Below are 14,147 nucleotides of genomic sequence, written 5' to 3' on the forward strand. Positions count from 1 at the left end.
CCGAATAAAAAAGCCAGCGGTAAAAAACCGCTGGCTGGGTGAACATCACCAATTCTCAGTCACACATGAATCAACGAGTTAGTACTTCACGGTTGCGGAAGTAGTGACTTCCCACTGCATTAAGTCCTCGAGCATCCTCAGACGTTGCGACGCTGTCTGGCGAGCCAGCCATCCAGCAGAAACACGTTGTGTTGCGGCAAAATACTGTTGATAAAACTTAACAACCGGTGACCGTTTCATATGTACCTCCTCGCTTTCATCGTTGATGATTATTGGCGTAATATGAGGAAAGTTAAATTGATGAGTTTCTGCCGGGAGTTCCTCTTTTATGTCTACAGGTCGTCTACAGCAACAATTCATTCGCCTCTGGCAAAGCTTCGAAGGCAAGCCGCAAGAAACGACGCTGAATGATTTGGCCGAACTGCTGAATTGCTCCCGCCGCCATATGCGAACGTTGCTCAGCGCGATGCAGGAAAATGGCTGGTTAAACTGGCAAGCCGAAGCCGGGCGCGGCAAGCGATCAAAGCTTGAGTTTCTGTACACTGGCCTTGCGCTTCAGCAACAGCGCGCAGAAGATCTTCTCGAGCAGGACCGAATTGATCAACTGGTGCAAATCGTTGGCGATAAAGCAGCCGTTCGCCAAATGCTGATTTCTCACCTCGGCAGAAGCTTTCGACAAGGACGGCATATTCTGCGCGTTCTCTACTATCGCCCACTGCTAAATCTGTTGCCTGGCTCAGCTTTACGTCGTTCCGAAACCCATATTGCCCGGCAAATTTTCAGCGGGCTTATCCGTATAAATGAGGAAAATGGGGAACTGGAGGCGGATATTGCCCACCACTGGCAACAAATTTCCCCATTACATTGGCGTTTTTATCTTCGCCCCGGCATTCATTTTCACCATGGCCGTGAGTTGGATATGCTGGATGTGACGACATCCTTGCAACGTATCAGCACTTTGCCGCTTTATTCGCATATTAAGGAAATTACCTCGCCTACGGCCTGGACGCTGGATATCACCCTCTCACAACCCGACAAATGGCTACCGTGGTTACTGGGCAGCGTCAATGCGATGATCCTGCCGCGTGAATGGCAGACCTTATCCAACTTTGCTCGTCAGCCCGTCGGTACCGGCCCGTATTCGGTGGTACGCAACAATACCAACCAGCTGAAAATTCAGGCCTACGATGATTACTTCGGTTATCGGGCATTGATTGACGAGGTGAATTTTTGGGTGCTGCCGGAAATTGGTGAAGAGGTCAGTTGTGCGGTGCAATTGTCAGGAATGCCCGACAGCGAGAAAGCCATCGAAAGTCGTCTTGAAGAAGGCTGCTACTATATTTTGTTCGATAGCCGCTCAACACTGGGTAGCAATACAGAAGTGCGCCGATGGTTGAGCCATGTTCTGGCACCGATCCATCTGCTTTTCAGCGCAGGTGCACAAAATCAGCAATATTGGTTCCCAGCTTACGGGCTGCTACCGCGCTGGCACCACACTCGCCCACAGCCAGTACTGGAAAAACCTGCCGGGCTGGAGTCCGTAACGCTGACTTTTTATCGCGATCACGTTGAACATCGGGTGATCAGTAAGGTTATGGAAGAACTGCTGGCCCGCATTGGCATTGAACTTGTGGTGCAAGAAGTCAGTTATGAAGAGTGGCATCAGGGCGATGCTGAAAGTGATATCTGGCTTAATAGCGCGAACTTCACTCTGCCGTTAGAGTTTTCACTCTATTCACATCTTTATGAAGTGCCGTTGATTCAAAAATGCCTCGCCATTGACTGGGAAACAGATACCAGTAAATGGCACAACGGTGAGCTTTCTCTGCCTGAGTGGTGCCAGAGTCGCGTGGAAAATAATGATATCTTGCCGTTAATCCACCACTGGTTGCGCATTGAAGGTCAACGCAGTATGCGTGGCGTGAGAATGAACACGTTGGGATGGTTTGACTTTAAGTCGGCATGGTTTGCACCGCCAGAACCAATACCCCTTTCGTAATATTTACATAATCACTACAATGCACGCGTTCTCAACGGGGTGCTAAGGCGAAAGTCTGGCTGAGATAATACCCGTCGAACCTGATCCGGATAACGCCGGCGAAGGGATTTGAGGCTCATTTCTCAAAGTCCTTTGCCACCCCTAATCCCAAGAGGTGCAAAGTGTTCAAAAAATTATTGCCGTTGCTTGCGCTCATCGCAGCACCTGTTTTTGCCAAACCCCTGCTGACTGTTTATACCTACGACTCTTTTGCTGCCGACTGGGGCCCAGGGCCTGCGGTGAAAAAGGCCTTTGAAGCTGACTGCAATTGCGAGCTGAAATTCGTCGCACTCGAAGACGGTGTGTCGCTGCTCAACCGCATCCGGATGGAAGGTAAAAACAGTAAAGCCGACGTCGTTCTGGGCTTAGATAACAACCTTCTGGAAGCGGCCACGCAGACCAAATTATTTGCACCGAGCAAAACGGACACCAGCGCGTTGAAAATCCCAGGCGGCTGGAGCAACGATACCTTCGTGCCGTTCGATTACGGTTACTTCGCCTTTGTGTACGATAAAAACAAACTGAAAAACCCGCCAAAAAGCCTCAAAGAACTGGTCGAAAGCGACCAAAAGTGGAAAGTGATTTATCAGGACCCACGCACCAGCACGCCAGGCCTGGGCCTGCTGTTATGGATGCAAAAAGTGTATGGTGACAAGTCGCCTGAAGCGTGGCAGAAGCTGGCGAAGAAAACGGTCACCGTGACTAAAGGCTGGAGCGAAGCCTACGGCCTGTTCCTGAAAGGCGAAGGCGATTTGGTGATGAGCTACACCACCTCTCCGGCTTATCACATAATCGAAGAGAAAAAAGATAACTACGCAGCGGCGAATTTTAGCGAAGGCCATTATTTGCAGGTGGAAGTTGCCGGACGTCTGGCTTCAAGCAAACAGCCTGAACTGGCTGAAAAGTTCATGACTTTTATCACATCACCCGGCTTCCAGAATACCGTTGCGACGGGAAACTGGATGTACCCAGTGACCGATGTGAAATTGCCTGAAGGCTTTAATGGCCTGGTCAAACCGCAGAACACCCTGGAATACAGCGCAGAAGACGTCTCTAAACAACGCGCCAACTGGATTAGCGAATGGCAACGCGCCGTCAGCCGCTAATTCCCGGCTGGCTGATTCCAGGGCTTTGTGCCGCCACACTTGTGGTGGTCGTAGCCCTGGCGGCTTTTATAGCGCTGTGGTTTAACGCGCCGCAAACGGATATCCGCGCCCTGGTGCAGGATAGCTATTTGTGGCACGTACTGCGTTTCTCGTTTTGGCAGGCGTTTCTCTCCGCCGCACTTTCCGTGTTCCCGGCTATTTTTCTGGCTCGTGCGCTCTATCGTCGCCGTTTTCCGGGCCGTTTAGCCCTATTACGTCTTTGTGCCATGACGCTGGTTTTACCGGTGTTGGTGGCGGTATTCGGTATTCTGACGGTGTACGGGCGTGAAGGTTGGCTGGCCTCGCTTTGCGCAAAGTTAGGGATAGAGTGGACGTTCTCGCCGTATGGTTTAAAAGGCATTTTACTCGCCCACGTCTTCTTTAACCTGCCGATGGCGACACGTCTGCTGCTTCAGGCGTTAGAAAATATCCCCAGCGAGCAGCGTCAGGTTGCTGCGCAACTCGGTATGCAGGGGTGGAATTTCTTCCGCTTTGTCGAATGGCCGTGGTTGCGACGCCAAATTCTTCCGGCTGCCGCACTCATTTTTATGCTCTGTTTCGCAAGCTTCGCCACTGTGCTTTCGCTGGGAGGTGGACCGCAAGCGACCACTATCGAACTGGCTATCTTCCAGGCGCTGAGCTACGACTACGACCCCGCTCGAGCAGCCTTGCTTGCGATGGTGCAGATGGTCTGCTGTTTGGCTCTGGTGCTATTAAGTCAGCGGCTTAGCAAAGCGATTCCGGTGGGGAATAGCCAGATGCATGGCTGGCGCGACCGCCAGGATAACATTCGACGTAAACTGTGCGACGGGGGACTTATCACCTTCGCGCTGTTGCTGTTATTACCCCCGTTATTGGCAGTGATTATTGATGGCTTTAATAGTGGCTTTAGCGCCGTGTTGTCACAGCCGGTGCTTTGGCAGGCTTTATTGACTTCGTTAAGGATCGCCGTGGGTGCCGGGCTGATTTGTGTGGTTATCACGGTAATGTTGCTGTGGAGCTCGCGAGAATTGCGCCTGCGTAACCGTGCCTTTGCCGGACAAGCGTTGGAACTTAGCGGCATGTTGATTCTGGCCATGCCAGGTATCGTGCTGGCAACCGGCTTTTTCCTGCTGCTCAATAACACCGTGGGTTTACCGCAAACGGCTGATGGCATTGTGATTTTCACCAATGCGTTGATGGCGATCCCCTACGCGCTAAAAGTGCTGGAAAACCCCATGCTGGACGTTGCTGAACGCTATACCAGGCTTTGTCAGTCGCTAAATATTAGTGGCGTAAACCGTCTGCGTTTTATCGAGTTACGCGCGCTCAAACGCCCACTGGCGCAGGCACTGGCGTTTGCTTGTGTGTTATCGATTGGCGATTTCGGTGTCGTGGCTTTGTTTGGCAATGAAGATTTCCGCACGCTGCCGTTTTATCTCTATCAACAAATTGGTTCATATCGTAGCCAGGACGGAGCCGTAACCGCGCTTATCCTGCTGATACTGTGCTTTGCTTTATTCACTTTGATTGAAAAACTTCCGGGACGCCATGCTGATTCTCAATGATATAACCTGGCTCTATCACCATTTGCCGATGCGTTTTTCGATGAAGATTAACTGTGGTGAACGCGTTGCGGTGCTGGGGCCAAGTGGTGCGGGGAAAAGTACGCTGCTCAGTTTGGTTGCGGGTTTTCTCACCCCCGCCAGTGGGCAGATTATACTACATGGCGAAGACCATACGCGTACCGCTCCGGCACAGCGTCCAGTGTCGATGCTGTTCCAGGAAAACAATCTTTTCATGCACCTGACGGTGCGCCAGAACATTGGCCTCGGGTTAAATCCAGGGCTTAAACTCAACGCGGCACAACAAAAGCGGCTCACGACGATTGCCAGCCAGATGGCGATTAGCGATTTACTCGATCGGCTTCCGTCACAACTCTCAGGCGGTCAGCGCCAGCGTGTCGCCCTCGCCCGTTGTCTGGTGCGTGAACAGCCTATTTTGTTGCTTGATGAACCGTTCTCGGCACTCGACCCGGCGCTGCGCCAGGAAATGCTCGCGTTGCTTGATGACCTGTGTCGCCAGCAACAATTGACGCTGTTGATGGTGTCACACAGTATTGAAGATGCGGCACGAATCGCCGAAAGAAGCCTGGTGGTGGTTGATGGCCGTATCGCCTGGGATGGCGACACGGCAACGTTATTGAGCGGAGAAGCCAGTGCATCCGCACTGTTGGGGATCAACCGTTAAGCGTGGCCCGTAAGCACTTTCCACAAAATATCACGATAAATCGGCATTAACGGGTGCATTTGAATGGCGACAAATCCACCTACCGCCAGCGCTGCCATGAGTGGCGCTAACCAGTGTAAACGCGCGCGTGGCAGGTATTTCGTCAGGCGATCGGATGTTGCTTTGCCACTACGCCACCAGCGCCAGCATAACCATGCCGCCAGCCAGATAAACAACGCCACCAGCAGTAAGAGCCACTTAAAGCTGCTGCTCTGCATATCCGCAGGAATATCTATCGCCGCACCCGCCAAAATCCCCGGTAAAAAATAGACCGGCGGCCAGAAAATGCAGCCAATAATGTTCGGAATAATAAATTTAGAAACGGGGAGATCCAGCATGCCCGCCACCATTGGCACCAGTGGTCGCGTCGGGCCCACAAAGCGGCCGACCAGGATAGTAAACATGCTGTGCTGATGTAGTGCATGTTCGGTTTTATCCAGCAACGCTTTGTTCTTTTTCATAAATGACCAGCGATGCAGTGGCCCTTTGAAGCGCCCACCTAGCCAGAATGAAATCCAGTCGCCAAGCAAGCAACCGACAATCCCCGCAGCCCAGGCGTGATAAAAATCGACCTGCCCTCCACCAATTAGCGCACCTAGCCCTGCCATCATCACGGTGCCGGGAAGGATAAGCCCAACCAGTGCCAGTGATTCGAGGAAGGCCACCAGCATCACCGCAAAAAGCGAATACATTACTGATTGAGTAATAAAGTGTTCCAGCAAAGCTTCCATAAAGCGTCCGTCGAGAAACGAGTTGGCGATTCTCCTGAGAGATGGGATAGCCGTCAAGCCATGATTTGTACCACCTAATTATAGTTACCCAAAGTAATTCGAGCTGTATCGCGGCGGCAAGAGAACGAGTCCCGATGAGCTTACTCAAGTAAGTGATTCGGGTGAGTAAACGCAGCCAACAAAGAGACAGCTTGAAGTACGAAGGGTAAAGCTATTCACAGCCTGCACGAAACTCGCTCGGACTGGCACCCGTGCATTTCTTAAAAACGCGCGAAAAATAGAGCTGATCTTCAAAACCGACATTGCGCCCGACGCTGGCAATCGGCATGCGGGTGGTGCTTAACAATAATTTGGCCTGCAGGATGCGCTGGTCTTCACGCCAACTCAAAACACTGACGCCAAGCTGCTGACGGAACAGATGTGACAAGCGTGACGGCGACAGACAGACGTGCTGAGCGACGCTGGCAATATCAAAACGGTGGTCGGCCAGATGGTCACTGATGAACTGACAGGCATCCCGTACACGGTTATCGAGCGGAGGATTGAGCGAAGCACTCAAGACTTCCATGCGTCGCAACAACAACTGTTCTAACAAATTGATTGCCAGTAATTCCGCATAGCGCCCTTCCGCCTGCCCGGCGTCAATAATCTGACCAAACAGCTGAGAAAAACTGTGCTGATGCGCGTCATCCGGGCGGAAAAAACCCGTTTGCGCAAAGATGGGATCCCAGTTTAACCACTCCTGCCAGTAAGCCCGCGGACGGAAGTACACCCACTGGTGATACCACTCTTTGCTGGAAGGCTCCCGACCATAGTGATGCACTTCTCCAGGCGGAAACAGCAGAATGTCACCGGGTCGGCAGACGTAGTTTTTCCCCTGGTTATTGATAACACCTTCACCCCGCACCGTTAAATTCAGGATGTAACCTTTCATTCCTAATGGCCTGTCGATGAAAAAATCCAACGGGCCTTCAGCTTCAATCGGCGTTAATCCTGCGACTAAATGGGCGTTAAAAGAGTACCCAGGCAACAACGGGTCATTTTGCATTTCAGGCATCATCAAGCTCGCTTTTCAAAGGGGATAACAGAAACAATTTGTCCATATCCCTGCAGTTTCACACCCGCACTATGCTGCCTAAACAACAAACAGCCCGATTTATATCATAAAGCCGCAATTTAACTGGTCGCATGCTTTTCATCAGTCGATGACAGGTTTTGCGAAGATAACCAAAGTGTTTATAAAAGTAGCAGAAATGTCCACATCGATTATTTGCGGGGCGTCACACTTCTCAACGGCACAGCACATTTCTCCATAACTACAGCGAATACGACCTGACGGTTTTTCTGCATAAAAACTAATGTCATTTTCATAGATAACCAGGTCAGGGAGTTTAAAAATGTCGATCGCGCTGGGCCTCGATTTTGGTAGTGATTCTGTTCGTGCGCTGGCTGTAGATTGCGAAAATGGAGCAGAACTTGCGACAAGCGTGGAGTGGTATCCCCGCTGGCAGGAAAATCGCTACTGCGACGCTGCTAATAATCAATTTCGCCACCATCCCCGAGACTACATAGAGTCCATGGAACGGGCAGTGAAAACCGTTCTTGCTGAACTGACCGCTGAGCAACGTGCCCGCGTGTGTGGTATTGGCGTTGACAGCACCGGCTCCACCCCTGCCCCCATTGATGCTGAAGGTAATGTGTTGGCTCTGAAGCCAGAATTTACCGACAACCCCAATGCCATGTTTGTACTGTGGAAAGATCATACCGCGGTTGAAGAAGCCGAAGCGATTACCCGCTTATGCCACCAGCCGGGCAACAATGATTACTCCCGCTACATTGGCGGTATTTATTCCAGCGAATGGTTCTGGGCGAAAATTCTTCACGTCACCCGCGCCGACCCAAAAGTGGCGCAAGCTGCGGTGTCGTGGGTTGAGCTGTGCGACTGGGTTCCAGCTCTGCTTTCCGGTACCACACGCCCGCAAGATATTCGCCGTGGCCGCTGTAGCGCCGGGCATAAATCACTGTGGCATGAAAGCTGGGGCGGCCTACCTCCGGCCAGCTTCTTTGATGAGTTAGATCCCGTCATTAACCAAAATCTGGCTTACCCGATGTTCACCGAAACCTGGACTGCGGATATTCCGGTAGGAACGCTTTCTGCCGAATGGTCTGAGCGCCTGGGCCTGCCGCAAAGCGTGGTGATTTCCGGTGGGGCGTTTGATTGCCACATGGGGGCGGTTGGGGCTGGCGCACAACCCAATACGCTGGTGAAAGTCATCGGCACTTCTACCTGCGACATCTTAATCGCTGATAAACCGACCGTTGGCGAGCGTGCGGTGAAAGGGATTTGCGGGCAAGTTGACGGCAGCGTGGTGCCTGATTTCATTGGCCTTGAAGCCGGGCAATCTGCTTTTGGTGATATTTACGCCTGGTTTGGACGCGTACTGGGATGGCCGCTGGAACAACTGGCGCAGCAACACCCTGAACTGCACGAACAGATTAATGCCAGTAAAAAACAACTGCTCCCGGCGCTGACAGAAGCCTGGGCAAAAAATCCAACGCTGGAACATCTGCCCGTCGTGCTCGATTGGTTTAACGGTCGCCGCACGCCGAATGCTAATCAGCGGCTGAAAGGCGTGATTACCGATTTGAATCTGGCAACCGATGCGCCTGCACTGTTCGGTGGCCTGATTGCCGCCACCGCCTTTGGTGCCCGCGCAATTATGGAGTGCTTTACCGAACAAGGTATTCCCGTCACCAACGTCATGGCACTGGGCGGAATTGCGCGTAAATCGCCAGTGATCATGCAGGTGTGCTGTGACGTGCTTAACCGCCCATTGCAAATCGTCGCCTCGGATCAGTGTTGCGCACTGGGTGCGGCCATTTTTGCCGCCGTAGCAGCCGGTGTTCACACCGATATTTCCCAGGCGCAGCTTGCGATGGCGAGCCAAATCGAAAACACCTTGCAACCGACTCCTCAACGCGCTGAGCGCTTTGAACAGCTTTATCAACGCTATCAGCAGTGGGCTGTCAGCGCGGAACAACACTATCTCCCTGTAGCGGCGAACAGCGCCCATTAAGGACATGACGATGAACATTTTTGAACAATATGAAGTGTGGTTTGTAATTGGCAGCCAGCATCTCTACGGTGCGGAAACGTTGCGTCAGGTTAATCAGCACGCCGAGCAGGTCGTCAATGCGCTGAACAAAGATGCCAAACTGCCGTGCAAACTGGTGCTGAAACCGCTGGGTACAACCCCTGACGAAATCACCGCTATTTGCCGTGATGCCAGTTACAGCGATAAATGCGCCGGTTTGGTCGTGTGGCTCCATACTTTCTCGCCTGCAAAAATGTGGATCAATGGCCTGAGCATTCTCACCAAGCCACTGCTGCAATTCCACACCCAGTTCAATGCGCAAATCCCGTGGGGTAGCATTGATATGGACTTTATGAACCTGAACCAGACCGCTCACGGCGGCCGTGAGTTCGGATTCATCGGCGCGCGTATGCGTCAGCAACACACCGTGGTGACAGGCCACTGGCAAGATCCGCAGGCGCATCAACGTATTGGGGCCTGGATGCGCCAGGCGGTATCAAAACAAGATACTCGCCAGCTTAAAGTGGTTCGGTTCGGCGACAACATGCGTGAAGTTGCAGTGACGGACGGCGATAAAGTCGCAGCGCAGATGAAGTTTGGGTTTGCCGTGAACACCTATGCTGTGGGCGACCTGGTTCAAGTGGTCAATGCCGTCAGCGACGGTGATGTGAACGCGCTGATCGACGAATATGAGAGCAGCTACCGCTTGACTGCCGCCGCACAAATTAACGGCGCGAAACGTCAGAATGTGATTGATGCCGCGCGCATTGAACTGGGGATGAAACAGTTCCTTGAACAAGGTGGGTTTAGCGCATTTACCACCACATTTGAGGACCTGCACGGCCTGAAACAACTTCCAGGTCTTGCCGTGCAACGCCTGATGCAGCAAGGCTACGGTTTTGCGGGCGAAGGCGACTGGAAAACTGCCGCACTGCTTCGCATCATGAAAGTGATGTCAACGGGCCTTGAGGGCGGCACCTCCTTTATGGAGGACTACACCTATCACTTCGAAAACGGCAACGATATGGTGCTCGGTTCCCATATGCTGGAAGTTTGCCCGTCGATCGCGACAGCTGAAAAACCAATTCTCGATGTGCAGCATTTGGGGATTGGCGGCAAAGACGATCCCGCACGCCTGATCTTCTCCACCCAAACCGGCCCTGCACTGAATGCCAGCCTTATCGATCTCGGCGATCGTTTCCGTTTGCTGGTGAACTGTGTTGATACCGTCGAAGCCCCACATCAGTTGCCAAAACTACCCGTCGCGAATGCGCTATGGAAAGCGCAGCCTGATCTGCCAACCGCGTCTGAGGCATGGATTCTGGCCGGCGGCGCACACCACACGGTGTTTAGCCAGGCTCTGACACTTGATGATATGCGCCTGTTCAGTGAGTTACACGGCGTTGAGCTGACCGTTATTGATAACGACACTCGCTTGCCTGCGTTTAAAGATTCACTGCGCTGGAACGAGGTTTATTACAGTTTTAAACGCTAGTTATATTTCCCCTCACCCCGGCCCTCTCCCAAAGGAGAGGGGGAAAGCAAAATCTCGCTCGGTCAATCCCCTCTCCCTCAGGGTAAGGAGAAAACCGAGCAATCCCCTCTCCTTCTGGGTAAGGGGAAAACCGGGCAATCCCCTCTCCCTCTGGGTAAGGGTTAGGGTGAGGGTGGACTTACAAGTTAAGGATCAAAAATGCTAGAAGATCTGAAACGTCAGGTGCTGGAAGCGAACCTCGCGCTGCCCAAACATAATCTGGTTACCCTGACCTGGGGCAACGTCAGCGCCGTTGATCGTGAACACGGCGTATTGATCATCAAACCCTCGGGAGTTGATTACAGCATTATGACTGCCGAAGATATGGTGGTTGTGAGTCTTGAAACAGGCGAAGTGGTTGAAGGGGATAAAAAACCGTCATCAGATACTCCCACTCACCGCTTGCTGTATCTTCAATTTCCGCATATTGGCGGCATTGTGCACACCCACTCACGCCATGCGACAATCTGGGCTCAGGCGGGGAAATCCATCCCGGCAACCGGAACCACTCACGCCGATTACTTCTACGGCCCCATTCCTTGCACCCGCAAAATGACCGATGAAGAGATCAATGGTGATTACGAATGGCAAACCGGTGAAGTTATCGTGAAAACCTTTGCTGAGCGTGGGATCGACGCCGCACAAATGCCTGGCGTACTGGTGCATTCACACGGCCCATTCGCCTGGGGAAAAGATCCGGTGGATGCCGTACACAATGCCATTGTGTTGGAAGAAGTCGCTTATATGGGCATATTCTGCCGCCAACTCGCACCTGAATTACCCGATATGCAACAAACGCTGCTGGATAAACATTATTTGCGAAAACATGGCTCAAAGGCTTATTACGGGCAGTGAACACTGTATATAAAAGCAGTAAAAAAGAACGAAGTGGTCTATAATCAGTCCACTTTTGTTTTATGAGAATACAGCGTGACACAAGCTCGTCAGGGGTTTCTTTTAACGCGTCACTGGCGAGATACCCCGCTCGGTACTGAAGTTGAGTTTTGGCTGGCAACGGACGATGGCCCAATGAAGGTGCGTCTGCCACGCCAGGAATCCGTCGCATTCATTCCGCAGTCGCAACAGTCCGAAGCGGCACGCTTGCTCGCGAACGAAAGCCATTATCGGCTTACCCCATTGCCTCTCAAAGATTTCCAGCGCCAACCAGTCTGCGGGCTTTACTGCCGCCAGCATCGCCAGCTTATACGTATTGAAAAGCTGCTGCGTGATGGCGGTGTCAGAGTTTACGAAGCCGATATTCGTCCGCCTGAACGTTTTTTGATGGAGCGCTTTATTACTGCTCCCGTCTGGTTTAGCGGTGAATCGCAAAACAACCTGATAGTTGAAACAAAGCTGAAACCCGCGCCGGATTACCGCCCACCGTTAAAATGGGTGTCGCTGGATATCGAAACCAATCGCCATGGCGAGCTATATTGCATCGGCCTTGAAGGCTGCGGGCAGCGCGTTGTCTACATGCTTGGCCCCGAAAATGGTGACGCCAGCGGACTGGATTTTACGCTGGAATATGTCGCCAGCCGCCCACTCCTTATCGAAAAACTCAATGAGTGGTTCACTCAACACGACCCTGATGTATTAATCGGTTGGAACGTGGTGCAGTTTGACTTACGCGTGCTGCAAAAAATGGCCGATCGTTATCAAGTCCCGCTGCGTCTGGGGCGCGAAAATAATCTGCTGGAGTGGCGTGAGCACGGCTTCAAACAAGGGGTGTTTTTCGCGCAGGCTGCGGGCCGCGTCATCATCGATGGCATCGAAGCTTTGCGATCTGCTTTCTGGAATTTCTCGTCATTTTCCCTGGAAACCGTTTCGCGGGAACTGCTCGGCGAAGGTAAAGCGATCGATAACCCGTGGCAACGGATGGACGAAATTGACCGGCGTTTCGCTGAAGATAAGCCCGCACTGGCGAAATACAATCTGAAAGATTGCGAACTGGTTACGCGGATTTTTCATAAAACTGAGCTAATGCCATTCCTGCTCGAGCGGGCAACAGTCAACGGTTTACCTCTCGACCGGCACGGCGGATCTGTTGCCGCGTTTGGCCACCTTTATATTCCACGCATGCACCGTGCCGGTTATGTAGCCCCCAATCTCGGGGAAGTGCCACCACAGGCCAGCCCCGGCGGTTACGTGATGGATTCACGTCCCGGCCTTTATGACTCGGTATTAGTGCTGGATTATAAAAGCCTTTATCCGTCGATTATCCGCACTTTTCTTATCGACCCCGTCGGCCTGGTAGAGGGTATGGCGCACCCGGAACCTGAACATTCAGTTGACGGTTTTCTTGGTGCACATTTTTCCAGAACCCTAAATTGCCTGCCGGAAATCGTCGGGCAAATCTGGTCTGGTCGTGACGAGGCCAAACGCCACGGTAATAAGCCGTTATCTCAGGCGCTGAAAATCATCATGAACGCCTTTTATGGTGTATTAGGCACCAGCGCATGCCGTTTCTTTGATCCGCGCCTGGCCTCATCAATAACCATGCGTGGGCATCAAATCATGTTGCAAACCAAAGCGCTAATTGAAGCTCAGGGTTATGACGTGATTTACGGTGATACCGATTCGACGTTTGTCTGGCTCAAAAAAGCGCATTCGGAAGAGGATGCTGCACGGATCGGGAAACAGTTAGTCGAGCACGTGAATGCGTGGTGGAAAGCGCATCTGCAAGAGACCCAAATGCTGGACAGCAAGCTTGAGCTCGAGTTTGAATCTCATTTCTGCCGCTTCCTGATGCCGACGATTCGCGGCACCGTTGAAGGCTCGAAAAAGCGCTACGCCGGAATGATTCAGGAAAATGGATCACAGCGCATGGTGTTTAAAGGGCTGGAAACCGTGCGTACGGACTGGACGCCGCTGGCGCAAGCCTTCCAACAAACACTTTATTTGCGCGTGTTTCGCAATGAGCCATACCAGGATTACATCCGTGAAACCATCGCCAGTTTGATGGCGGGTGAGCTGGATGAGCAATTGGTTTACCGTAAACGGCTGCGTCGTCCGTTAAGCGAGTATCAAAAAAATGTCCCACCGCATGTCCGCGCCGCGCGTCTTGCTGATGAGCATAATCAACGACTTGGCCGTTCACCACAGTATCAAAACCGCGGCACCATCAAATATGTGATAACCACCAATGGCCCTGAACCGGTGGATTATCAGGAATCGCCGCTGGACTACGATCATTATCTGACGCGTCAACTCCAGCCGGTGGCCGAAGGAATTTTACCTTTCCTTGAAGATGACTTTGCTACACTGATGACAGGGCAATTGGGGCTATTTTGACGGTGACGAATGCGTCGGCTTCCAGTACCATAGCGCCCTCCTGAA

11 protein-coding genes and 1 riboswitch are annotated in these 14,147 nt (G+C 52.3%); of the genes, 8 read left to right on the top strand and 3 right to left on the bottom strand.

Annotation, left to right across the window (positions count from 1 at the left end; all coding sequences use genetic code 11):
• Positions 1-78: 78 nt before the first annotated feature.
• Positions 79-240 carry a glucose uptake inhibitor SgrT gene (gene sgrT, locus BSPA111_RS07865; protein ID WP_183270613.1) on the bottom strand — a complete coding sequence of 54 codons (162 nt, stop codon included), beginning with the start codon at positions 238-240 and terminating at the stop codon, positions 79-81.
• Between the two features lie 88 nt (positions 241-328).
• On the opposite strand from sgrT, the gene sgrR reads away from it, so the two are divergent.
• The 4 genes from sgrR (at position 329) to thiQ (ending at position 5,412) form a co-directional block, all read left to right on the top strand.
• Positions 329-1,999, top strand: a complete 1,671-nt coding sequence (sgrR, locus tag BSPA111_RS07870; protein ID WP_183270614.1) for an HTH-type transcriptional regulator SgrR — start codon at positions 329-331, stop codon at positions 1,997-1,999.
• A gap of 25 nt (positions 2,000-2,024) precedes the next feature.
• Positions 2,025-2,124: riboswitch (TPP riboswitch) on the top strand.
• Positions 2,125-2,160: 36 nt separating this feature from the next.
• Positions 2,161-3,144 (top strand): thiamine ABC transporter substrate binding subunit, encoded by a 984-nt coding sequence (gene thiB / locus BSPA111_RS07875; RefSeq protein ID WP_183270615.1) that lies wholly within the window; start codon positions 2,161-2,163, stop codon positions 3,142-3,144.
• Positions 3,120-4,730 (top strand): thiamine/thiamine pyrophosphate ABC transporter permease ThiP, encoded by a 1,611-nt coding sequence (thiP, locus tag BSPA111_RS07880; protein ID WP_183270616.1) that lies wholly within the window; start codon positions 3,120-3,122, stop codon positions 4,728-4,730. The genes thiB and thiP overlap by 25 nt, the downstream gene beginning before the upstream one ends.
• Complete coding sequence (thiQ, locus tag BSPA111_RS07885) at positions 4,714-5,412, top strand: thiamine ABC transporter ATP-binding protein ThiQ (protein WP_183270617.1); 699 nt, start codon at positions 4,714-4,716, stop codon at positions 5,410-5,412. Before thiP ends, thiQ begins: the two co-directional genes overlap by 17 nt.
• Here thiQ and BSPA111_RS07890 read toward each other — a convergent pair.
• Together BSPA111_RS07890 and araC are read right to left on the bottom strand one after the other, a co-directional pair.
• On the bottom strand, positions 5,409-6,182 hold the full coding sequence (locus BSPA111_RS07890; RefSeq protein ID WP_183270618.1) for a DedA family protein: 774 nt from the start codon (positions 6,180-6,182) through the stop codon (positions 5,409-5,411). The genes thiQ and BSPA111_RS07890 overlap by 4 nt on opposite strands.
• Positions 6,183-6,393: 211 nt before the next feature.
• Complete coding sequence (gene araC / locus BSPA111_RS07895) at positions 6,394-7,239, bottom strand: arabinose operon transcriptional regulator AraC (RefSeq protein ID WP_183270874.1); 846 nt, start codon at positions 7,237-7,239, stop codon at positions 6,394-6,396.
• Positions 7,240-7,579: 340 nt separating this feature from the next.
• Between araC and araB the strand changes: the two genes are divergently transcribed.
• From araB to polB, 4 genes are all read left to right on the top strand, one after another.
• Positions 7,580-9,259 carry a ribulokinase gene (araB, locus tag BSPA111_RS07900; RefSeq protein WP_183270619.1) on the top strand — a complete coding sequence of 560 codons (1,680 nt, stop codon included), beginning with the start codon at positions 7,580-7,582 and terminating at the stop codon, positions 9,257-9,259.
• Between the two features lie 10 nt (positions 9,260-9,269).
• Complete coding sequence (araA, locus tag BSPA111_RS07905) at positions 9,270-10,772, top strand: L-arabinose isomerase (RefSeq protein ID WP_183270620.1); 1,503 nt, start codon at positions 9,270-9,272, stop codon at positions 10,770-10,772.
• A 198-nt stretch (positions 10,773-10,970) separates the two neighbouring features.
• Entirely contained in the window at positions 10,971-11,666 is a 696-nt protein-coding gene (araD, locus tag BSPA111_RS07910; protein ID WP_183270621.1) for an L-ribulose-5-phosphate 4-epimerase, read from the top strand.
• Between the two features lie 75 nt (positions 11,667-11,741).
• Positions 11,742-14,102, top strand: coding sequence for a DNA polymerase II (polB, locus tag BSPA111_RS07915; protein WP_183270622.1), 2,361 nt, complete (start codon positions 11,742-11,744; stop codon positions 14,100-14,102).
• Positions 14,103-14,147: the final 45 nt, after the last annotated feature.

Origin of the sequence: Buttiauxella sp. A111, assembly GCF_014189855.1 — a bacterium.
Classification (GTDB): Bacteria; Pseudomonadota; Gammaproteobacteria; order Enterobacterales; family Enterobacteriaceae; genus Buttiauxella; species Buttiauxella selenatireducens.

Bases quoted from the DNA above. Each gene is read 5' to 3' on its own strand.
- sgrT (WP_183270613.1), bottom strand. From the start codon at position 240: ATGAAACGGTCACCGGTTGTTAAGTTTTATCAACAGTATTTTGCCGCA.
- sgrR (WP_183270614.1), top strand. From the start codon at position 329: ATGTCTACAGGTCGTCTACAGCAACAATTCATTCGCCTCTGGCAAAGC.
- thiP (WP_183270616.1), top strand. From the start codon at position 3,120: ATGGCAACGCGCCGTCAGCCGCTAATTCCCGGCTGGCTGATTCCAGGG.
- thiQ (WP_183270617.1), top strand. From the start codon at position 4,714: ATGCTGATTCTCAATGATATAACCTGGCTCTATCACCATTTGCCGATG.
- BSPA111_RS07890 (WP_183270618.1), bottom strand. From the start codon at position 6,182: ATGGAAGCTTTGCTGGAACACTTTATTACTCAATCAGTAATGTATTCG.
- araC (WP_183270874.1), bottom strand. From the start codon at position 7,239: ATGCCTGAAATGCAAAATGACCCGTTGTTGCCTGGGTACTCTTTTAAC.
- araB (WP_183270619.1), top strand. From the start codon at position 7,580: ATGTCGATCGCGCTGGGCCTCGATTTTGGTAGTGATTCTGTTCGTGCG.
- araA (WP_183270620.1), top strand. From the start codon at position 9,270: ATGAACATTTTTGAACAATATGAAGTGTGGTTTGTAATTGGCAGCCAG.
- araD (WP_183270621.1), top strand. From the start codon at position 10,971: ATGCTAGAAGATCTGAAACGTCAGGTGCTGGAAGCGAACCTCGCGCTG.